Source organism: Methylobacterium frigidaeris, from assembly GCF_022179185.1.
Classification (GTDB): Bacteria; Pseudomonadota; Alphaproteobacteria; order Rhizobiales; family Beijerinckiaceae; genus Methylobacterium; species Methylobacterium frigidaeris.
This window is the reverse complement of sequence record NZ_BPQJ01000015.1, coordinates 83,561-103,059: the sequence shown is the minus strand read 5'-3', so window position 1 is coordinate 103,059 and position 19,499 is coordinate 83,561. Positions and strand designations below refer to the sequence as shown.

20 protein-coding genes are annotated in these 19,499 nt (G+C 71.3%); 9 read left to right on the top strand and 11 right to left on the bottom strand.

What is annotated here, in order from left to right; genetic code table 11:
• The first annotated feature begins 106 nt into the window (after positions 1 to 106).
• From MFF64_RS17125 to MFF64_RS17105, 5 genes are all read left to right on the top strand, one after another.
• The gene (locus MFF64_RS17125; protein WP_238191717.1) at positions 107 to 1,072 is read left to right on the top strand and encodes a DMT family transporter; all 966 of its coding nucleotides are present in this window, start codon (positions 107 to 109) and stop codon (positions 1,070 to 1,072) included.
• A gap of 181 nt (positions 1,073 to 1,253) precedes the next feature.
• Positions 1,254 to 1,682 (top strand): hypothetical protein, encoded by a 429-nt coding sequence (locus MFF64_RS17120; protein ID WP_099908304.1) that lies wholly within the window; start codon positions 1,254 to 1,256, stop codon positions 1,680 to 1,682.
• An 83-nt stretch (positions 1,683 to 1,765) separates the two neighbouring features.
• Complete coding sequence (locus MFF64_RS17115) at positions 1,766 to 4,081, top strand: Tex family protein (RefSeq protein WP_099908302.1); 2,316 nt, start codon at positions 1,766 to 1,768, stop codon at positions 4,079 to 4,081.
• 109 nt (positions 4,082 to 4,190) lie between these two features.
• Positions 4,191 to 4,562: a hypothetical protein gene (locus MFF64_RS17110; RefSeq protein WP_207768257.1), complete on the top strand. Its 372-nt coding sequence runs from the start codon at positions 4,191 to 4,193 to the stop codon at positions 4,560 to 4,562.
• 170 nt (positions 4,563 to 4,732) lie between these two features.
• Positions 4,733 to 5,005, top strand: coding sequence for a PIN domain-containing protein (locus MFF64_RS17105; RefSeq protein WP_238191668.1), 273 nt, complete (start codon positions 4,733 to 4,735; stop codon positions 5,003 to 5,005).
• Here the strand turns inward: MFF64_RS17105 and MFF64_RS17100 are convergent.
• From MFF64_RS17100 to MFF64_RS17080, 5 genes are all read right to left on the bottom strand, one after another.
• Entirely contained in the window at positions 4,986 to 5,366 is a 381-nt protein-coding gene (locus tag MFF64_RS17100; protein WP_099908300.1) for a hypothetical protein, read from the bottom strand. The genes MFF64_RS17105 and MFF64_RS17100 overlap by 20 nt on opposite strands.
• Before the next feature lie 99 nt (positions 5,367 to 5,465).
• Entirely contained in the window at positions 5,466 to 5,936 is a 471-nt protein-coding gene (locus MFF64_RS17095; protein WP_099908297.1) for a hypothetical protein, read from the bottom strand.
• Between the two features lie 43 nt (positions 5,937 to 5,979).
• Positions 5,980 to 7,287: a flavin monoamine oxidase family protein gene (locus tag MFF64_RS17090; RefSeq protein ID WP_238191666.1), complete on the bottom strand. Its 1,308-nt coding sequence runs from the start codon at positions 7,285 to 7,287 to the stop codon at positions 5,980 to 5,982.
• Between the two features lie 5 nt (positions 7,288 to 7,292).
• Complete coding sequence (locus MFF64_RS17085; RefSeq protein ID WP_238191665.1) at positions 7,293 to 7,871, bottom strand: hypothetical protein; 579 nt, start codon at positions 7,869 to 7,871, stop codon at positions 7,293 to 7,295.
• A 3-nt stretch (positions 7,872 to 7,874) separates the two neighbouring features.
• Positions 7,875 to 9,719, bottom strand: coding sequence for a hypothetical protein (locus tag MFF64_RS17080; RefSeq protein ID WP_238191663.1), 1,845 nt, complete (start codon positions 9,717 to 9,719; stop codon positions 7,875 to 7,877).
• A gap of 174 nt (positions 9,720 to 9,893) precedes the next feature.
• Between MFF64_RS17080 and MFF64_RS17075 the strand changes: the two genes are divergently transcribed.
• Positions 9,894 to 11,396 carry an NAD(P)/FAD-dependent oxidoreductase gene (locus tag MFF64_RS17075; protein WP_099908284.1) on the top strand — a complete coding sequence of 501 codons (1,503 nt, stop codon included), beginning with the start codon at positions 9,894 to 9,896 and terminating at the stop codon, positions 11,394 to 11,396.
• A gap of 4 nt (positions 11,397 to 11,400) precedes the next feature.
• Here MFF64_RS17075 and MFF64_RS17070 read toward each other — a convergent pair whose 3' ends face one another.
• On the bottom strand, positions 11,401 to 11,547 hold the full coding sequence (locus MFF64_RS17070) for a hypothetical protein (protein ID WP_165795881.1): 147 nt from the start codon (positions 11,545 to 11,547) through the stop codon (positions 11,401 to 11,403).
• Complete coding sequence (locus tag MFF64_RS17065) at positions 11,547 to 12,032, bottom strand: DUF2243 domain-containing protein (protein WP_099908282.1); 486 nt, start codon at positions 12,030 to 12,032, stop codon at positions 11,547 to 11,549. The genes MFF64_RS17070 and MFF64_RS17065 overlap by 1 nt, the downstream gene beginning before the upstream one ends.
• A 142-nt stretch (positions 12,033 to 12,174) precedes the next feature.
• On the opposite strand from MFF64_RS17065, the gene MFF64_RS17060 reads away from it, so the two are divergent.
• Positions 12,175 to 13,341: a complex I NDUFA9 subunit family protein gene (locus MFF64_RS17060; RefSeq protein WP_099908280.1), complete on the top strand. Its 1,167-nt coding sequence runs from the start codon at positions 12,175 to 12,177 to the stop codon at positions 13,339 to 13,341.
• A 160-nt stretch (positions 13,342 to 13,501) separates the two neighbouring features.
• Here MFF64_RS17060 and MFF64_RS17055 read toward each other — a convergent pair whose 3' ends face one another.
• Positions 13,502 to 14,284 carry an SDR family oxidoreductase gene (locus MFF64_RS17055; RefSeq protein ID WP_238191661.1) on the bottom strand — a complete coding sequence of 261 codons (783 nt, stop codon included), beginning with the start codon at positions 14,282 to 14,284 and terminating at the stop codon, positions 13,502 to 13,504.
• A gap of 228 nt (positions 14,285 to 14,512) precedes the next feature.
• A complete protein-coding gene (gene argH, locus MFF64_RS17050) occupies positions 14,513 to 15,904 on the bottom strand; it encodes an argininosuccinate lyase (RefSeq protein ID WP_238191659.1) in 1,392 nt (463 codons plus the stop codon).
• On the opposite strand from argH, the gene tlpA reads away from it, so the two are divergent.
• Positions 15,903 to 16,550 (top strand): thiol:disulfide interchange protein TlpA, encoded by a 648-nt coding sequence (gene tlpA / locus MFF64_RS17045; RefSeq protein ID WP_099901333.1) that lies wholly within the window; start codon positions 15,903 to 15,905, stop codon positions 16,548 to 16,550. The two genes, argH and tlpA, sit on opposite strands and share 2 nt — an antisense overlap.
• 69 nt (positions 16,551 to 16,619) lie before the next feature.
• Here the strand turns inward: tlpA and MFF64_RS17040 are convergent, their stop codons facing one another.
• Both MFF64_RS17040 and MFF64_RS17035 read right to left on the bottom strand, forming a co-directional pair.
• Entirely contained in the window at positions 16,620 to 16,931 is a 312-nt protein-coding gene (locus MFF64_RS17040; RefSeq protein WP_099901330.1) for a hypothetical protein, read from the bottom strand.
• Position 16,932: 1 nt separating this feature from the next.
• Positions 16,933 to 18,048 carry a hypothetical protein gene (locus MFF64_RS17035; protein WP_238191657.1) on the bottom strand — a complete coding sequence of 372 codons (1,116 nt, stop codon included), beginning with the start codon at positions 18,046 to 18,048 and terminating at the stop codon, positions 16,933 to 16,935.
• 200 nt (positions 18,049 to 18,248) lie between these two features.
• Here MFF64_RS17035 and nhaA point away from each other — a divergent pair, with 200 nt between their 5' ends.
• Entirely contained in the window at positions 18,249 to 19,466 is a 1,218-nt protein-coding gene (gene nhaA, locus MFF64_RS17030) for a Na+/H+ antiporter NhaA (protein WP_099902864.1), read from the top strand.
• The last annotated feature ends 33 nt before the right edge of the window (positions 19,467 to 19,499 follow it).

Sequence of the window (19,499 nt, the reverse complement as noted above, 5' to 3'; positions counted from 1 at the left end):
GATCAGGCAGCATGGCCGTGGCGCGCAATCGGCACGGCTGAGCTGGCCGGGGCGATGCTACAGATGAGGTCCCTCATCCGCACCCGCCGTTAGCCCCGTGGCCACCCTGACACTCCCCGTCGCCGCCGCCCCCTCCGCCCGCCCGGCCCTGCCGGCCCTGCTCGGCGACCAGCCGCTGCGCGGCATCGTGCTGGTGGTGATCTCCACCGTCTTCCTGTCGAGCTCCGACGCCACTGCCAAGTACCTCACCGGGCAGCTCTCCGGAATCGAGGTGGCGTGGCTGCGCTACGTCGGCTTCCTCGCCGTGATGCTGGTCGCCGCCCTGGTGCGCGCGCAGCTCAAGCGAGGCGCCTCACCGTTCCGCAGTGCGCGGCCGGGCCTGCAGGTGGTGCGCGGCATCGCCCTCGTCGGATCCTCCCTCCTCTTCCTCGCTGGCCTGCGCACCCTGCCGGTGGCCGAGATCACCGCGATCGCCTTCGTGTCGCCGATCTTCGTCACTGCCCTGTCGATCCCGGTGCTCGGCGAGAAGGTCGGCGCCCGCCGCTGGATCGCCTCCCTCGTCGGCCTCCTCGGCGTACTGATCATCGTGCGGCCGGGCACCAGCGCGTTCCAGGCCGCGGCCATCCTGCCGATCGTCTCGGCCCTGTTCTGGGCTGCCGCCCTGGTCGTGACCCGCAAGATCAACGGCTACGACGCACCGCAGACCACCATGACCTGGTCGGCGATCGTCGGCTTCCTGATCCTGTCGGCGATCGTGCCCTTCGTCTGGGAGACCCCGAACCTGACCCAGGTCGCGATCGGCGCCGCCATCGGCTTCATCTCGACCGCCGGGCACTGGATCGTCACCATCGCCTATCGCCACGCCCCGGCTTCGACCCTGGTGCCGTTCTCCTACAGCCAGATCATCTGGGCCGGCCTCCTCGGCTTCCTGTTCTTCGGCACGGTGCCCGACGCCTATATGGGCCTCGGCGTGCTGGTGATCTGCGGCAGCGGCCTCTACACCGCCCACCGCGAGCGGATGCGCCGCGTCCCGGCCCCGACCGGAGTGCTGCCGGCGGGCGGAGTGCGCTGAGACGCGCTCGACGCTTCCACCAAGTCCAGCGGGTGGCCGATTCTCGACGGCCACCCGCCTTCGATTCCGGACGACGGCCCCGGATACTTGGCTACGGCCGCGCGCACCTCGCTTGACCTAAGGGCTGGTTGGGTGTGACTGTCGCAACGGCAAGGGCGATCAGCCCGCGCGGGAGCCCGGCATGCCCCGTTTCCTCTTTCTCCTCGTCGCGGGCGGCGTCGGTGCGGCGCTCTTCCACGTCATGCGCATCGTGCTGACCGGCACGCTGGATCCTGCCCTGATCCCCCTGGTGGCCGGTCTGGTGGCCTGGTCCATCGTGGTCTTCGGGGTGACGCTGCCATGGGCCGAGCGGCGCTTGCCGGCCGGCCAGCGCTACGGCTGGCTCATGGGCGGGCAACTGAGCCTGGTCCTCGCGATCATGGACGGCGCGGCGCTCTGGCGCCTGCCGGGAGGGGTCGACAAGGTGGTCCTCGGCTTCATCCTGCTCCTCCCCGTCATCGCGTTGAGCCAGGTCGCGTGCTGCGCCCTGTTCCCACGTGCCGAGCGCGAGACCTGGTCGCGGCGCCCGGACGGACGGGCTGCGAAGGCGCCTGGCGCCCCGAACGCCTGACGGGGGGCGGAGCCACCCTTCCAACGCGCGCCCAACCCCTCTAAGGACACGCCTCCCCGTCGCCCCCGAATCGCGGAGTCGTCATGTCCAGCATCACCCAGCGCATCGCCATCGAACTCGGCGCGCAGGACTGGCAGGTCAAGGCGGCGGTGGAGCTTCTGGACGGCGGGTCGACGGTGCCGTTCATCGCCCGCTACCGCAAGGAGGCGACCGGCACCCTCGATGACGCGCAGCTGCGCACGCTCGAGGAGCGCCTGCGGTACCTGCGCGAGCTGGAGGCGCGCCGTGCCGCGATCCTCGAGAGCGTGGGCGCGCAGGGCAAGCTCGACGACGCGCTGAAGGGCCAGATCCTCGCCGCGGACACCAAGGCGCGGCTCGAGGACCTCTACCTGCCGTTCAAGCCGAAGCGCCGCACCAAGGCGCAGATCGCCCGCGAGGCGGGCCTCGGTCCGCTCGCCGAGGCGCTGCTGACCCGTCCCGATCAGGTGCCGCTGCATGCCGCCGCCCCGTTCGTCGACGAGGGGAAGGGCGTGGCGACGCCGGAGGCGGCTCTGGAGGGCGCCCGGGCCATCCTGGTCGAGCGCTTCGCCGAGAATGCCGAGCTGGTCGGGCAGTTGCGCGAGGCGTTCTGGGCCCGCGGCAAGCTCGTCTCGCGGGTGCGCGTGGGCAAGGAGCAGGCCGGCGCCAAGTTCTCCGACTATTTCGACTTCTCCGAGCCCCTGACGCGCCTCCCCTCGCACCGGGTGCTGGCCCTGTTCCGGGGCGAGAAGGAGGAGGTGCTGGACCTGCGCCTCGACGAGGCCCCGGAAGGCGTCGATGCGCAGAGCCTCTACGATGGCCGCATCGCGCTGTCAGTGGGGATCCAGGACCGCGGCCGGCCCGGCGACCGCTGGCTGATGGAGGCGGTGCGCTGGGCCTGGCGCACCAAGCTCCGGCTCTCGATCGAGCTCGACCTGCGCGCCCGGCTATGGGACGCCGCCGAGACGGAGGCCGTACGGGTCTTCGCCGGCAACCTGCGCGACCTGCTGCTCGCGGCGCCCGCCGGGGCCCGGCCGACGCTCGGCCTCGATCCGGGCTACCGTACCGGCGTGAAGGTCGCGGTGGTGGACGCCACCGGCAAGGTCGTGGCCACCGACACGATCTACCCGCACGAGCCGCGGCGCGACTGGAACGGGTCGCTGATGACCCTGGCGAAGCTCTGCCGGGCGCATGGGGTGGAGCTCGTCGCCATCGGCAACGGCACCGCCTCCCGGGAGACCGATCGGCTGGCCGCCGAGCTGATCGCCAAGCAACCGGAGCTGACGCTCACCAAGGTCATGGTGTCGGAGGCCGGCGCCTCGGTCTACTCGGCCTCGGCCTATGCGAGCCAGGAACTGCCGGGGCTCGACGTGTCGTTGCGCGGTGCGGTCTCGATCGCCCGGCGCCTGCAGGACCCGCTGGCAGAACTGGTGAAGATCGAGCCGAAGGCGATCGGCGTCGGCCAGTACCAGCACGATCTGGCGGAGGCAAAGCTGTCGCGCTCCCTCGACGCGGTGGTGGAGGATTGCGTGAACGGCGTCGGAGTCGACGTCAACACCGCCTCCGGCCCGCTGCTGGCCCGGGTCTCCGGCTTGAGCGAGCGGGTGGCGCAGAACATTGTCGCGCATCGCGACACCAACGGGCCGTTCCGCAGCCGCACGGGGCTGAAGAAGGTCGCGGGGCTCGGACCGAAGGCGTTCGAGTTGTCGGCGGGCTTCCTGCGGATCCAGAACGGCGACGACCCGCTCGACGCCTCGGGCGTGCACCCGGAGGCCTATCCGGTGGTGCGCCGCATCCTCCAGGCGACGAAGAGCGACATCAAGGCGGTGATCGGCAACGGAACGGTGCTGAAAGGCCTGAACCCCAGGACCTTCACCGACGAGTCCTTCGGGTTGCCGACCGTCACCGACATCATCGCCGAGCTGGAGAAGCCCGGCCGCGACCCGCGCCCGACCTTCAGGACCGCGACCTTCCAGGAGGGCGTCGAAACCATCAGCGACCTCAAGCCCGGCATGGTGCTGGAGGGGGTGGTGACCAACGTCGCCGCCTTCGGCGCCTTCGTCGATATCGGCGTGCATCAGGACGGGCTCGTCCACATCTCGGCCCTGTCCAAGACCTTCGTGAAGGACCCGCGGGCGGTGGTGAAGCCCGGCGACGTGGTGCGGGTGAAGGTGCTGGACGTCGATGCGCCGCGCAAGCGCATCTCGCTCACCATGCGCCTCGACGACGAGATCGGCGCCCGGCAATCGAGCGGTCAGCATCGCGACGCGCCCCGCCGCGACGCCCTGCGCCAGCAGGGGCGCCGCGAGGAGCCGGCGGGCGGCGGGGCGCTGGCGGATGCCCTGCGCAAGGCGGGGCTGGATCGTGGGTCGCGGCGCTGACGCAACGGGCGGTGTGCCCCGGCAGGACCCTGCCCAGGTCGAGTCCTCGCGAGGTGCCGATCGCGGTTCCGCGCTCCTCGGGTCCCATCCGTATTGCGAGCCTACTCTCATGCCTTCGCATCGACGCGTCAGCGCCGGCGCCCATTCGGGCTTGCCTGGCACCTTCGAACGCGTCCGTTCGAAGGTGCGGCGGTATCACGCATCGATCAAGGCATGGAAAGCGGGTCGTGACCTCACAGGCCGCCAAAATCGAGGCTGGCGAGATGCTCACCATCCCGGCGGAGTTCCGGTACAGCTCAGAATCAATATCGGCGATACCGTCATCGTCGAGGTCGTCGACGGTGAGCTTCACGTCAAATCCCTGGCTTCCGCCATCAACAATGCCCGCAGGATCATGCGGCAGCTCGTGCCGGATGGCGTCAGCTTCGCCGATGAGCTGATCGCGGACTGCTGGGCCGAGAGCAGCGGCGACGGGGATTGACCGAGCGCTACGTCCTGGATGCCTCCGCTCTGCTCGTCCTGCTCATCAACGAACCGGGAGAGGAGCGAGTGCGGATTGCGCTCGGGACGGCCATCATGGGGGCCGTAAATTGTTCGTAAGTGGTTGCAAAGCTCGTCGAGCGGGGCGGCACGCGGGAGATGGTTGCCGCCATGCCCGATCCATTGCACGGCGACATCATTCCCTTCGAACGGCAACACGCCATTGCTGCAGGCGGGCTGCGCGGTGCGACGCGGGCCGCCGGATTATCGTCCGGTGATCGTGCCTGCCTGGCGCCGGCAGCGGAACGACAGCTCACGGTGCTGATCATCCGACCGATCATGAAAAACTTCCGATCTGGCGATCCGGACAGACGTCCTTCGCTGACTTGGCCTCCGAAACCGCTTCTTTCCAGTCGTCTCCTGTTCACTCGCCGTCGTCGGTGAGACCGTCGACACGTTCGGGCAGGCGTCGCGTCTCGGAGATCGCGGTGAGCGCCCGGTTCTCCATGAGGACGAGATCTCCGCGGAGCCCGTCGACATCGCGCTGCAGAGATTCGACGTCTTCCCGGAGGGTGGCGACCTCCCCGCGGACGCCGCCGATATCCTCGCGCACGCGGCCGAAATTTTCGCGAACCCGCCCGAATTCCTCGCGGACGCGCCCGAACCCCTCGTCCATGCGCAGGGCCAGCCGGTTGACGAGTTCGATCAGCCGCGCCTCGCGCTCGTGCGTCTCGTGGAGGTCACGACGGATCCCCTGCATCTGGCGGAGCAGAAGGGTGTTGTCCGGCGTCGGTGCATCGACCATCGCGGTTCGCTCACCCTTCGAGTCGTGGAGATTATCGGCGTGGAGGCTAGCAGGACTGCCCAGGAAACCGAAGCAAAATCAAAGGACTGACAGTTCAGGCTACCTCCCCGGCGCTGCCTCGCTCGCGGTCGTGAACGTCCCCTCGAAGCGACCGCGCTGGGTGTCGGCCGCGCAGGCGACCGTGGAGCGGCCGGGGCTAGACGCCGGGAAGCGGCAGGAGCCGACGGTCATCAGGGTGTCGCGGGTGATGCCGCCGTCCGGGCCCTTCACGGACAGGATCACGGCGCTGACCGGCTGGAGCGCGTCGACTCCGACCTCCTCCTGGCGGTCCTGCGGCATGCCGGTGCCGCTGAAGCTGACGGTGGTGCCGTCGCTGGAGGTGAAGTCGAACGAGGTGCGCCGACCCTGGACCGTGTTGACAATGCTCTCGCCGCAGGTCGGGCTGACGTCGCGCCCGGCGACGACGAGCGTCTCGCAGGTGCCCTTGAGCACGTTGCGGGTCAGGGGCTGGGCCTCGGCGGCGCAGGACACACCGATGAGGAGCAGGAGGGTGAAGACACGTGTGAGCATGCGGGGAATCTAGGGATCGCGGTGAACAAACCCAATGTGGATTTTAGTGGAGCGCCGCCGCGATCGCGTCCGCTGCCCGCTCGCCCTCCGCGTAGGCGCCGCCCGCCGTGCCCCATTGCTCCCGTGACAGGGCCTCGCCGGCAAACCAGATCCGCTCGCCCACCGCCTCCTTGAGGAGGTCGCGGGCACCCGTATGGCCCGGCGGCACCACCGCCCAGGAGCCGCGCGACCAGGGATCGTGGCGCCACTCGGTCACCGCCGGCACCGCGAGGTCGCGCAAGCACCCGCGGCCGACCTGCTCGGCCAGGGTCTCGCGCACCAGCCGCCGCGCGCCGTCGGCCCCGGCCCGTGCGGCGTCGAGGCGCCGGGCCAGGGGCACGTCGAGCTCGAAATAGTGGAACGGCGTGCCGTCGACTCGCGTCAGCAGGCCCGGTGGCTGGAGGCGGCCGCCGATCAGGCTCGCCAGCCGGTCGCGGCCGCGGAACGGCGATGACGGCCAGTGCAGCACCACGTGCTCGTAGATGCCGGTGCGGAATCCGTCGATCGCCGCGCGGACCGGACCGGGCAGGTCGGGGGCGAAGCGGAGCGCCGGGGCCGGCTCCTGCATCACCATCATCGGGGCGGTGACGAGGGCGGCACGGGCCCGCAAGGTCCCGCGCGCCCCGAGATCGAGCCGCACCCCCTGCCCCGCCCAGTCGAGGGCGGTGACGGGGGTGGCGAGCGCCACCGGCAGCCCGGCGGCGAGGCGGGCGAGATAGGCGCCGTAGCCGCCGGCGATGAAGAAGTTGTCGCCGTATTCCATGCTCGGAAAGTCGTGCAGGCTGACCTCGGTGAGCGGCCGGCCCGAGACGAGGCCGTGCACCAGGGCAACCCGCTGGCCCCAGGGACCGAGGCCGGGCGGCAGGGCGCTGGCGGCCGCACGGTCCTCGCCGTGCAGCCTCGCGCCGTCGGTCATCGCCCGGTCTGCGACGGCCCAGGCGCGGCCGAAAGCGGCCTCCTCCGCCGGTCGGCCGGGCCGGCGCCCGACCCAGAGATGATTCTCCTGAGCGGCCCGGCGCAGGGGCTCGCCGCGCGCGAGTCCCAGCGCCACCAGGGGGTTGATCGGCCCGGCGTGGAGCCAGTGGGCCCCGAGATCGACCGGATGCCCGCGCAGGGACGTGGTGACGGTGCGGCCGCCGAGCCGGAGGCGGGCTTCCAGCACCGCCACCGACAGGCCGCGGGCGAGGAGCCGCCGCGCCGCGCCGATCCCGGCGGCGCCGGCGCCGATCACCACGACGTCCGGATAGGTGGGCAACGGCGCCAGAGGTGGGACGCCGGTAGGGCTCAAGTGCTCGTGTGCGGCGCGCGGCATCCGGATCATCGCCCCTTGTTCGCTTCGGTTCCGGCCGCCGCCGCGATCTCGTCGAGCCAGCGGGTCAGGCGCCGGCGGCTCGTCGCCGGGACGGGGCAGCCGGTCTGGCTGCGGATGTAGAGCGCGAGGCTCGATCGGCCCTCCCCGCGGCCGACGATCTCGACCGTGACGGTATCGGGGCAGCGCAGCACGGCGGTGCGGGCGACGTAGCGGTCCTGCTCGCCCCAAGCGTCGGTGAAGACCAGGGCCGTGCGCGGCTGGCGCGCGGCGACCGACCGGACGATCTCGCGCAGGCGGGCGCCTGCCACGGCGAAGTCCGGCGGCACCGTGTCGGTCTGGGCCAGGGGGCAGATATCGACCGCGCAGGCGAGCGCGTCGCTCCGGGACGGGGCGCGCCGGAGGGCCGCGAAATCAATCGGGCCGAGATCGGGCGGGCCGAACAGGGCGATCCAGACCTCCTCGATGCCGCCGGGCTCCTCGCCGCGGGCGACCATCACCGCCCCGGCGGCCAGGACCGCGAGGAGAGCCAGGAGGAGGGCCAGAAGGACGGTGAAGGAGGAGAGCGCGGCGCCACGCCCGGTCACGGATCACCCTCTCACGGCACCGGCCGCCAGGCGCCAGACTCGCAAGGGGGTGTCCGGCACCGGGATCGGCTCCAGCCCGGGCGGGGTGATCTCGCCGCGCCCGATCCGGTCCGCGACGCTCGGAGCCTCGCCCGGCTCCGCCGGGGTGGCGCAGGCCACGATGTAGTCCGCCCGCACCCGCGCGGCCACCTGCGGCAGGGCACTCGCGTCCCGGAACGCGTCGAGCGAGGCGGCGAGGCCCGGCAGTGCCCGGTGGTAGGGCGCCGCCACGACGGCGTGATGACCGTGCAGGAGCAGGCTGGGCCCGAGATCGATCCGGGCGAGGATCAGCCCCTGCGGCAGGACGTCGAGGGCGGCGACCGCGCGGGGATCGCCGCAGCTCTGCCAGGCGGCGCGCTCCGCCGCGAGCGCCGTGTCCGCCCCGGCGGAGGCCGGCCAGATCGACGCGACGAGGAGCCAGACCTTTCCGCACAGGGCGAGGCTCAGGGCGAGGGCCGCGGCGCGCCGGAGCGGCGCGGCCTCGGGCACGCGCAGGAGCGCGACCGCCCGGTCGAAGACCGGACCGGCCACCAAGGGCACGAAGGCGCCGGCGACGTAGAGGCCGCGGAGCTGCGGCACGCCGAGCGCGAGGCCGAGCCAGAGTACGGCGGCGGTCGCGGCCATCAGGCATCGTTCCCCAGGATCGCGCCCGCGCCAGGCCCACAGGCTCGCCGCGACGGCGCCGATCAGCACCGGCAGGTAGCCGGCGAGGACCGCGTCGGGGGCCAGACGGACGAGCTGCCAGACCGGCAGCATCTCCTGCACCCTCGCCAGCCACTCCCGGCGCACGAGGTCGGGCATGCCGGTGAACGGCCCGGCGGCGCAGGCCGGGAACAGGACGTGGAAACCGCCGGCCGCCACGATGCCGCAGGCGGCGAGGAGACCGAGCCGCAGGCCCATCCCCCGCCCGCCCGGCACGACAGCCGCAGTCGCGGCCGTGACGGCGGCGGAAGCCGTGAGCCAGAGCCAGGGCGGCGAGAGGGCGTCGCAAGCGGTCGCGCTCCAGAGTGCCGGAGCGGTCTGGACGAGGAAGAGCGCCGGGGCGACGAGCCCGAGGGCGAGGCCGAACCCGAGGAAGGGCGGCAGCGCGGCGCGCCCGTCGCGAAGCCAGAATCCGGCGAGGACGAGACCGGCCGCGGCGATGAACGGCAGCGCCTCGAGCCCGACCGCCAGGGAGACGGCCGCGAGCGCGCCCGCGAACGCCCCGTCCCGCGCTGTCGGGGCCGGGCGGGCGAGGCTGACCGTCAGGGCGAGGATCGCGCAGATCTGGACGTTGTGGTGGTCGATCCGCCCCGGGGCGAACAGGCTGGTGACGAAGATCGCCTGCGTGCCGGCAAACAGCGCGAAGGCCGCGGCCCGCCACCCGAAGGCGCGGCGCACCCCGCGATAGAGGATCGCGGCGTAGAGGCCGAGCAGCAGCAGCGGCCACATCACCGCGGCGATCCCCTCCGCCAGGGCCGGCCCGGCGAAGGGCCGCGTCAGCAGGATCAGGCCGGCGATCGGCGCATCGACGAGGCGCGACCAGTGCATCGGCGGCGCGCCCGCGTGACGGTGCTGGGCGAGGTCGAACCAGGACTGGCCGGCGAGGAGGTCGCGCACCTGGACGAGCCGCATGGCGTCGTCGGTGTCCGGCAGGCGCAGGTCGCGGAGCACCGCCCCGAGACCGGACCAGGACGCGAAGCCGACGGCGCCGGCCAGGACGATGAGCCAGACGATCGCCGGGCGCTCGAAGGGGGAACGCTGCGCCGCCTCCGGTCCGGACCGGGCCTGAGGGAGCGAGGCGGCGAGCATGGCGGAGTCGTTAGCCATGGCGGGGTCTTGGGCCTTGAGGGTGATCCGGATGGTCCCGCTTCGCATGGGCGCCGTTACCCCGGGGTTAGCGGCGCCGGTTGAGCGGTTCTTTACCATCCGGGCGGTAGAGATTGGGCAGAGAGACCCGTCTCAAGCGGAAGCGGCCGTGACGGCCCCGGAGTTGCCCGAGCGATGAGCCTTCACACCGAGACGCTGGTGATCGGCGCGGGGCCGGCGGGCCTGACCACCGGCTACATGCTCGCCAAGGCCGGCCGCGACGTCGTGGTGCTTGAGCGCGACCCGACCCAGGTCGGCGGCATCAGCCGCACGGTGGAGTACAAGGGCTTCCTGTTCGACATCGGCGGCCACCGCTTCTTCTCGAAGGCGAAGGAGGTGGTCGATCTCTGGAACGAGATCCTGCCCGACGACTTCATCGAACGGCCGCGCCTGTCGCGGATCTACTACAAGGGCAAGACCTACGCCTACCCGCTCAAGGCCTTCGAGGCCCTGCGCAACCTCGGGATCATCGAGAGCGGGATGTGCGTCGCCTCCTATCTCTGGGCCCGGGCCCGGCCGATCCAGGAGCCGCGGAGTTTTCACGACTGGGTCCGCAACCAGTTCGGCGAGCGGCTCTACTCGATCTTCTTCAAGACCTACACCGAGAAGGTGTGGGGCATGTCCTGCGACGACATCTCGGCCGATTGGGCGGCCCAGCGCATCAAGGGGCTCGACCTCGGCGCCGCGATCCGCGACGGGCTCAAGCGCTCGCTCGGCTTGCACCGCTCGGGCACCGGCGACGGTCCGGTGATCAAGACCCTGATCGAGTCGTTCCGCTATCCCCGCCGCGGTCCCGGCATGATGTGGGACGCGGCCGCCGCGGCGATCCGGCGGAACGGCGGCCGGGTCCTGCTCGACCGGCGGGTCGACGGCCTGTCCTACGATCCCGGCACCAAGCTGTGGACGGTGAGCGTCCGGCGCGAGGGCGGCACCCGCGAAACGTTCACGGCCCGCAACGTCGTCTCCTCGGCGCCGATTCGCGAGCTCGTCGGGGCGATCCGCCCGGCTCCCTTGAGCACCTTCCACGCCCGCTCCTTGCGCTACCGCGACTTCGTCACCGTGGCGCTGATCGCCCGGGCGAAGGACAGCTTCCCGGACAACTGGATCTACGTCCACGACCCGGCGGTGAAGGTCGGCCGGGTGCAGAACTTCCGCTCCTGGTCGCCCGAGATGGTGCCGGACGAGTCCTACACTTGCCTCGGCCTCGAATATTTCTGCTTCGAGGGCGATGGGCTGTGGAACGCGCCGGATTCCGAGCTGATCGCGCTCGCCCGCCGCGAGATCGGCCTGATCGGCCTCGTCGATCCGGCCAGCGTGGTCGATGCCTGCGTGGTGCGCCAGCCCAAGGCCTACCCGGTCTACGACGATGCATACCGCGCCCACGTGGCGACGATCCGCCGGGACCTCGAGGGCAGCTACCCGACCCTCCACCTCGTCGGCCGCAACGGGATGCACAAGTACAACAACCAGGACCACGCGATGATGACCGCGATGCTGACCGCGCGGAACATCCTCGCCGGCGAGCGGCGCTTCGACGTGTGGAACGTCAACGAGGATGCCGAATACGCCGAGGCCGGGCTGTCGGGCGCGCGGGAAGCCCTGAGCAGCGAGCGGATGGTGCCGCGCAAGGTGGCGTGAGACGTCACGACGCCGTCTGACCCGGCCCGCAACGCAGGCTCAGGAGCTCGTCCAGGGTCGGATCGAACCCGGTGACGAGCCGCCCCCAGGCCGGAGCCGTCGCGACGACCAGCGCCAGCGCAAGGAGCAGCCACGGCAGGGCGGCGCGCATCACCGCCCCCGTACCAGGAGGCCGCCCGCCACCCCCATGGCGGCGCCCCAGGCCAGGAAGCCGGCATCCCACCAGGCCCAAGCCGCCCGCGGCACCGTCTCATTGACGTGGTGCACGCCGAGGATCTGGTGGTCGATCACGCCCTCGACCAGGTTGAACGCCGCCCAGCCGAGCAGCACGGCGCCGGCGAGCGCCCGGCCGTCACGGAAGTCTCTCCGCGGCCCGCCCCGGCGCCAGAGCAGAAACACCCCGAGCACTACGAACACGTAGGTGGCGCTGTGGAAGTACCCGTCCCAGCGGGTGTTCAGCTCCAGCGCGTCGAGCGAGGTGATCGGATACCAGCTGCTCAGCATGTGGTGCCATTGCAGCAGCTGGTGCAGCACGATCCCGTCGAAGAATCCGCCGAGGCCGAGGCCGATCAGCAAGCCCGGCAACAGGCCGTGCCGGGGTCGCAGGCCCTGCCAGGATCGGGTGAACGCCGTCATGCGGGGCGAACGGCACGGAACTGCATCCGTTCCGGGGCCCGCGACGGCGCCGGAGCTTCACAGCGCCCGCCCCCTCGACTAAGGAGCCCGCAGAACCCCGGCAAGACTCCCCGGACGAGACCCGCGGAAGGACCCCACGACCATGACCGGCTTCGACCATGTCGGCCTGACCCGACCCGCCTCGCAGCTCGTGACCGTGTTCGGGGGATCGGGCTTCCTCGGCCGCCACGTGGTGCGGGCGCTCGCCAAGCGCGGCTACCGGATCCGGGTGGCGGTGCGCCGGCCCGACCTCGCCCAGTTCCTCCAGCCCCTCGGCCGCGTCGGCCAGATCGTCGGCGTGCAGGCCAACCTCCGCAACCCGGCCTCGATCGTGCGCGCCGCCGAGCACGCCGACATCGTGGTCAACCTCGTCGGCATCCTGCAGGAGAGCGGCAGCCAGAGCTTCCAGCGCCTGCAGGCCGAAGGTGCGGGCGAGGTCGCCCGGGCGGCGGCCGCGGTGGGCGCCCCGATGGTGCACGTCTCGGCGCTCGGCGCCGACGAGCATTCGGCCTCGGCCTATGCCCGCTCGAAGGCGATCGGCGAGGCCCGGGTGTTCGAGGCCCGGCCCGACGCCGTGATCTTTCGTCCCTCGGTCGTGTTCGGGCCGGGCGACAGCTTCTTCAACCGCTTCGCAGGCCTCGCCCGGATGCTGCCGGTGCTGCCGCTCGCCGGGGCCGAGGCGCGGATGCAGCCGGTCTTCGCCGGCGACGTTGCCGAGGCGATCGCCCGGGCGGTCGAGGGTCAGCTCCAGGGCGGCCGGGTCTACGAGCTCGGCGGGCCGGAGATCCTGACCCTGCAGCAGCTCGTCGAGTACACCTTGAAGGTGACGATGCGCAGCCGCGTGGTGCTGCCGCTGCCGGCTCCCGCCGCCCGGCTCCAGGCGAGGGTGATGGAGATCGCCGACACCCTGACGCTCGGCCTCCTGCCCGACACCCTGAAGCTCACCCGCGACCAGGTCACCCTGCTCCAGAGCGACAACGTCGTGTCGGAGGCGGCGAAGGCGGAAGGGCGGACGATCGAGGGCATCGGCATCGCGCCGACCGCGATCGAGGCGGTGGTGCCGGGCTATCTCTGGCGCTTCCGCAAGGCCGGCCAGTTCGCCACCGGCCGCGGCACCCCCGACATGGCCGCGACCCCGGATCTGATGGCGCCCGATCCGATGGGCCAGGGTTCGCAGCACCACCCGGGCGATGCGAGCGGCCCGGCGGTCGGCTCGCTCGCGGCGGGCGCCGGCCCGGCGCCGGGGGTGCGCTGGGGCAAGCGGAAGTAAGCAACAGACCAGTTCTTCGGACATGGAAAAGGGCGGTCCCGCGGGGCCGCCCTTTTTCGATATATGCGTCGCGTTTTCCCGGTTCTCCTTCCGCTGCCGCTTCAGTTGTCCGGGAATGGGAGGAGGCAGGACGACGATTGTCCCGCCCCCGCAATCCTCGTCAGATCGACCGAACGGCCCCGCCATCGACCCGGATCATGCTGCCGGTGACGTAGGACGCCCGCTCGGAGGCCAGGAAGCACGCCACGTCGGCGAATTCCTGCACCTTGCCGTAGCGCTTCGCCGGAATCGCCGCGCGGGCGGCCTCGGCGATCTGGTCGGGCGTCTTGCCCTGCGCCTTGGCGTTGGCGGCGTCGAGCTCGCCGGTGCGGTCGGTCTCGATCCGGCCGGGCAGGATCATGTTGACGGTGATGCCCTCGGCCGCGACCTCGGAGGCCAGGGTCTTGGCCCAGCCGGCGATCGAGGCGCGCAGCGCGTTCGACATCACCAGGTTCGGGATCGGCTGCTCGACGCCGCTCGACGCCACCACCAGGATGCGGCCGAAGCCGGCCTGGCGCATGCCCGGCAGGACCAGCCCGGCGAGGCGGAAGACCGGGGTCACCATCGCCTCGAACTGGGGCGTCCAGGCCTCGGGCTGCACGGTCAGCGCCGTGGCGGCCGGCGGGCCGCCGGTATTGGCGACCAGGATGTCGACCCCGCCGAGATGCTCCTGCGCCGCGGCGTAGATGGCCTCGACATTGTCCTTCAGGCTGCCCGCGAAGGCGTGGGCGCGGCCCTGGCCGCGGGCGTTGATCGCCGCCACCGCCTCGTCCAGGCGCTCGGCGGTGCGGGCGGTGAGCAGCACGTCCGCGCCCTCGGCCGCCAGGGCCTCGGCGATGCCGCGGCCGAGGCCGCGGCTGGACGACAGGACGAGGGCGCGCTTGCCCTTGAGACCGAGATCCATGGTGGGTCCTCCCGTGAATGGTAGAGCGTGTCCGACCGAGGTTGGCACTAACATGAGTGCCCGCCCGCTCCCACCCGTGCCCTCATCCTGAGGTGCGAGCGAAGCGAGCCTCGAAGGAGGTCTCCAGATAGCCCCGAGACCTCCGGCGCCCTCCTCCGAGGCTGGCGATCGTCGATCGCCGGCACCCCGGGATGAGGTTGCGGTTGGGGTAGAGGGGCTTGACGCCGCTCAGGCCGTCTCGCTGGCCAGCCGCTTCAGCCAGCCTTCCGCCTGGGCCCGGACGTTGTCCGGGGCGGTGCCGCCGTAGCTGGTGCGGCTACCCACCGAGTTCTCGACGCCGAGCACCGCGAAGACCGCGTCGGTGATGCGCGGCTCCTCCGCCTGCATTACCGCGAGCGGCAGCGCCTCGAGGCCGATGCCGCGGGACGAGGCCTCGCCGACGAGGCGGCCCGTCACGTGATGGGCATCGCGGAAGGGCAGGCCGAGCTCGCGCACCAGCCAGTCGGCGAGGTCGGTGGCGGTGGCGTAGCCGGAACCGGCCGCGGCTTTCAGCACATCCGGCACCGGCTCCAGGTCGCGCACCATGCCGGCCATCGCGGCGAGGCAGAGCGAGAGGGTCTGGAGCGCGTCGAAGGTGCCCTCCTTGTCCTCCTGCATGTCCTTCGAATAGGCGAGCGGCAGGCCCTTCATGACGATGAGCAGGCCTGACAGCGCGCCGATGACCCGGCCGGACTTCGCCCGCACCAGCTCGGCGGCGTCGGGGTTGCGCTTCTGCGGCATGATCGAGGAGCCGGTGGTGAACCGGTCCGACAGCTTGACGAAGCCGAACTGGGCCGAGGTCCAGACCACGATTTCTTCCGCGAAGCGCGACAGGTGCACCGCCGCGATCGCCGCGGCCGAGAGGGCTTCCAGCGCGAAGTCGCGGTCGGCCACCGAATCGAGCGAGTTCGCGGTCGGCCGGTCGAAGCCGAGGCTGGCGGCCGTGGCGTGGCGGTCGATCGGGAACGAGGTGCCAGCGAGCGCGGCCGCGCCGAGCGGGCATTCGTTGAGGCGGGCGCGGGCGTCGCGGAACCGGCCGCGGTCGCGGTTCAGCATCTCGACATAGGCCAGCAGGTGATGGCCGAAGGTGACCGGCTGGGCCGATTGCAGGTGGGTGAAGCCCGGCATCACCGTGCCGGCATGCTTCAAGGCCAGTTCGGCCATGGCCTGCTGCAGGTCGGCGGCCTGGGCGTCGAGGGCGTCGAGGGTGTCGCGCACCCACAGCCGCATGTCGGTCGCGACCTGGTCGTTGCGCGAGCGCGCGGTGTGCAGGCGGCCCGCCGTCGGGCCGACGATCTCGCGCAGCCGGCTCTCCACGCTCATGTGGATGTCCTCGAGCTCGCGCCGGAACTCGAAGGTGCCGGCGTCGATCTCGGACTGGACGGTCTTGAGCCCGGCCTCGATCTTCGCCACATCCTCGGCCGGCAGGATCCCCGCCTTGCCCAGCATCGCGACGTGGGCGAGCGAGCCCCGGATGTCCTGGGGGGCGAGGCGCTTGTCGAAGCCGATGGAGGCGTTGATCTCCTCCATGATCTCGGCGGGGCCGCTCGCGAAGCGCCCGCCCCACATCCGGTTGCTCATGTCCTCACCTCGTCTCGCATCCTCGCGCAAAGCCCGCCTCGCCCTCGTCGCGGGGGGGCTCGTCGCCGTCCTCGGCCTCGGGGCTGCCCTATACGGGGTTGCGGGCGGGAGCAACGGCGGCGCCTGCCCGCTGAGCGCCGCCACGGCTGCCCGCGTCGCGCCCTTCGCCCGCGGCGAGGTGGCGGCCCTCCAGGTCGATCCCCGGCCGAAGCCGGCGCCGGCCATCACCTTCACCGGGCCGGACGGGCAACTGAGGACGCTCGCCGACCTCAAGGGCCGCACATTGCTGCTGAACCTGTGGGCGACCTGGTGCGCGCCGTGCAAGGCGGAGATGCCGGCCCTCGACCGGCTGCAGGGCGCGCTGGGGGGCCAGGATTTCGAGGTGGTGGCGCTCAACCTCGACACCCGCAATCCCGACCGGCCGCCGCGCTGGATGACGGAGAACGGGATCGCGAGGCTGGCCTACTATTCCGACCCGGCCGGGCGAGCGCTGCCGGTGCTGCAGCAGGGCGGCGACGTCGTCGGCCTGCCCACCACCTTCCTGATCGACCCGGCCGGCTGCGAGATCGGCGTGATGAAGGGCCCGGCGGAATGGGCGAGCGAGGACGCGTTGAAGCTGGTGCGTGCGGCGCTCGGGCAGGGCTGAGCCGCCCGGCCGCCGGAGGCCGGCCGCGTTCCCGCGGCCGGACCACACCGGTCTGCCCGGAGGTCTGGATCAGGGGGCCTGGAAGCCCTTGTGGCCCCAGCTCAAGCCGTCCCCCGGGCGGACCTTCTCCGGCGCTCGCTCCCGCTCGCTCCAGGCACGGATCGACAGTTTCTCGGTCGGCGAGAGGCGCGCGGTCTCGGCCGGATCGAGCTGTGCCGGCGTCTTGATGCCGGGCAGCGCACGCAGGGCGTCAATGGCAGGCTTGTCGCCTTCCACGACGAAGACGTGAGCGGAAAATTCCTGAGTCCTGTGCGTCTGCTCCAGCGCCCGCCACGTGCTGGCATCCGCCTCGGCAGGGTCGAGGATCATGACCTGTTGCATCTCAGGCCTCCACTGCGACGCCGCTCGCCGCGACACCGGTCGCCGCGGGCATCGTGTAGCCGAGATGGTAGGGCGTCTCGGCGCACATGGCCCACGTGTTGCGCTTCATGATGCATGACACGCCACCACCCTCGGCGCAATTCTCGCAGTTCAGGTTCGGCCGGCCGTACACGCCGTGCGAACCGCCGCAGTCGCAGCCGCTCTCGGCGTATTCGTCCGGCGCACCGAACACGTGACCCGTCTCGTGCGCAAACACGCTATCGAGATTGTCGGTTCCCCAGCCATCGTTGTCGTAGTGCATGACGATGTAATCGCCCCGGCAATACGCGAAATGGTTGAGCTGATAGTGGGTGAAGAAGGCACAGTACGCGGCCTGCGCCCTCTTGGATGTCCGGATGGCCTTGATGTAGCTCCCGATCCCGGATAGCCCGGCCGGATGCCCGATGGAGGTCAGCGCGTCGTCGCGCCAGGGTGCCTCGAAGTGCTCATATGGATCACCACCGATAGGATGCTGTCCGGCCGTGTCGGGGGTGGCGATCTGAACGACCTGGATGTCGTACGTGAAGGTCACGTCCTTGGCCGGGGCCTGGCCGCCGAGGAAGCTGAGGCCGTTCTGCACCTCCGCGATGATTTTCTGCTGCTGGGCGTCCGTCATTTCCAGCGATCCCGGACCCGAGACGATGAACAGGCCGACGGCGATGCGCCCAGCCAGCCGCCGGACCGGCGGAGCCGCCTGCGCGGCATTCGGATCGGCCGTCGCCGGCACAGCAGGTGGGATCACGGCGTGTCGGTCGCGGTGCAAACGCGGCTGGCCGCCATCCCCGCCCCAGGACGCCGACTTGTAAGGACGGTTCTCCTTCGCCTCCTTGTAGGAGGCGTTCAGCCGCAAACGGAAGGCCTGGAGACCCAGGCGCTCCTGCCCGGTCAGGCCGGCCTCGCTGATGGGGGCCTGTGGCACGGCCGCCGACAAGCCGATGCGCACGGACGGGCCGTACTCGTGCAGCACCGGCAGCGCCGCGGCCATCGCCACTCTGCCTTGGGGCATCGGCGCCAGGAGCGCCTCGGGGAAGTTGACGTCGCCAGCCATTGCGGGGAACACCTCGTTCTCGAACGACAATCCCTGTAAATGATCAAAAAATGATTTCGTTGTGAAGCCTGGTATATTTTGTTGTGCGCGCCAGAACTGGATCTAACTCATCGGGAAACTGTTTTCCAGAAGCGGAATATCGTCGACCGGGGCATGATGCGGGATCGGGGCGTCACAGACGATCACGCCCCGCGTTGATCCCACTCACGTTTCCTGGCACGCCCGCGGCCATGCAGACGACCCCCTCCCCCCGGCGCCTGCCGCGCCCCCTCTCCGCCCTCCGCAACCTGCTCGTCAGCAGTGCCGGCGGCGGCCTCGTGCTGATGGCGAGCGCGGTTCTCGCCCTCATCGTCGCCAACGGCCCCTACGGCGAGGCCTATGCCCACGCGCTCCACGCGACGCTCGGCCCCCTGAGCCTGCTGCACTGGATCAACGACGGCCTGATGGCGGTGTTCTTCCTGCTCGTCGGGCTCGAGATCAAACGCGAGATCCTGGACGGGGGCCTGCGCACCTGGCCGGACCGGGCGCTGCCGGGCATCGCGGCGCTCGGCGGCATGGCGGTGCCGGCGCTCGTCTACGCGGCCATCAACTGGCACTCGCCGGAAACGTTGCGCGGCTGGGCGATTCCGGCCGCCACCGACATCGCCTTCGCGCTCGGCGTCCTGGCGCTGCTGGGCTCCCGGGCACCGGTCTCGCTGAAGATCTTCCTCACCGCCCTCGCCATCCTCGACGATCTCGGAGCGGTGGTGATCATTGCGCTGTTCTACACCGCCGACCTGGCTTGGCCGATGCTCGCGCTCGCGGGCGCCGTGACGGCGATGCTGACGACGCTCAACCGCCTCGGACTTCGCCGGCTCGGGCCCTACCTGATCCTCGGCGTGGTGCTGTGGCTGCTGGTGCTGCGCTCAGGTCTGCACGCCACCGTGGCGGGCGTGGTCCTGGCGCTGGCGATCCCGCTGCGGGCGAGCCCGGGGCGGCCCGACGACGGGGAGTCGCCCCTGCACCGGCTGGAGCACGCGCTTCAGCCCTGGGTCGCCTACGGGATCCTGCCGGTCTTCGGCTTCGCCAATGCGGGCGTGTCGCTCGCCGGGCTGACGCCGGGGGCGCTCCTCGCGCCCGTCACCCTCGGGGTCGCCGCGGGCTTGTTCCTCGGCAAGCAGGTCGGGGTATTCGGCGGGGTCTGGCTCGCGGTGCGGACCGGGCTGGCGCAGAAGCCCGCCGGGGCCACCTGGCGCCACGTCTACGGGGTGGCGCTGCTCTGCGGCATCGGCTTCACCATGAGCCTGTTCATCGGCGGCCTCGCCTTCGCCAACGCACCGGAATTCGACACAGAAACCAAGCTCGGGGTGATCCTGGGCTCGGTGCTCTCGACGCTGGCCGGGACGCTGCTGCTGTCGCTTGGGCAGCGGCGGGCGGAGAGGCCGGTCCCGGCGGAGGATCGGACTTAAGCGGGGAGCAACGTCTTCCCGCGCTTGCCTCGC

Coding starts and splice junctions, on each gene's coding strand:
- MFF64_RS17120 (WP_099908304.1), top strand. CDS start 1,254: ATGCCCCGTTTCCTCTTTCTCCTCGTCGCGGGCGGCGTCGGTGCGGCG.
- MFF64_RS17115 (WP_099908302.1), top strand. CDS start 1,766: ATGTCCAGCATCACCCAGCGCATCGCCATCGAACTCGGCGCGCAGGAC.
- MFF64_RS17110 (WP_207768257.1), top strand. CDS start 4,191: ATGCCTTCGCATCGACGCGTCAGCGCCGGCGCCCATTCGGGCTTGCCT.
- MFF64_RS17105 (WP_238191668.1), top strand. CDS start 4,733: ATGCCCGATCCATTGCACGGCGACATCATTCCCTTCGAACGGCAACAC.
- MFF64_RS17100 (WP_099908300.1), bottom strand. CDS start 5,366: ATGGTCGATGCACCGACGCCGGACAACACCCTTCTGCTCCGCCAGATG.
- MFF64_RS17095 (WP_099908297.1), bottom strand. CDS start 5,936: ATGCTCACACGTGTCTTCACCCTCCTGCTCCTCATCGGTGTGTCCTGC.
- MFF64_RS17090 (WP_238191666.1), bottom strand. CDS start 7,287: ATGCCGCGCGCCGCACACGAGCACTTGAGCCCTACCGGCGTCCCACCT.
- MFF64_RS17080 (WP_238191663.1), bottom strand. CDS start 9,719: ATGGCTAACGACTCCGCCATGCTCGCCGCCTCGCTCCCTCAGGCCCGG.
- MFF64_RS17075 (WP_099908284.1), top strand. CDS start 9,894: ATGAGCCTTCACACCGAGACGCTGGTGATCGGCGCGGGGCCGGCGGGC.
- MFF64_RS17070 (WP_165795881.1), bottom strand. CDS start 11,547: ATGCGCGCCGCCCTGCCGTGGCTGCTCCTTGCGCTGGCGCTGGTCGTC.
- MFF64_RS17065 (WP_099908282.1), bottom strand. CDS start 12,032: ATGACGGCGTTCACCCGATCCTGGCAGGGCCTGCGACCCCGGCACGGC.
- MFF64_RS17060 (WP_099908280.1), top strand. CDS start 12,175: ATGACCGGCTTCGACCATGTCGGCCTGACCCGACCCGCCTCGCAGCTC.
- MFF64_RS17055 (WP_238191661.1), bottom strand. CDS start 14,284: ATGGATCTCGGTCTCAAGGGCAAGCGCGCCCTCGTCCTGTCGTCCAGC.
- tlpA (WP_099901333.1), top strand. CDS start 15,903: ATGTCCTCACCTCGTCTCGCATCCTCGCGCAAAGCCCGCCTCGCCCTC.
- argH (WP_238191659.1), bottom strand. CDS start 15,904: ATGAGCAACCGGATGTGGGGCGGGCGCTTCGCGAGCGGCCCCGCCGAG.
- MFF64_RS17040 (WP_099901330.1), bottom strand. CDS start 16,931: ATGCAACAGGTCATGATCCTCGACCCTGCCGAGGCGGATGCCAGCACG.
- nhaA (WP_099902864.1), top strand. CDS start 18,249: ATGCAGACGACCCCCTCCCCCCGGCGCCTGCCGCGCCCCCTCTCCGCC.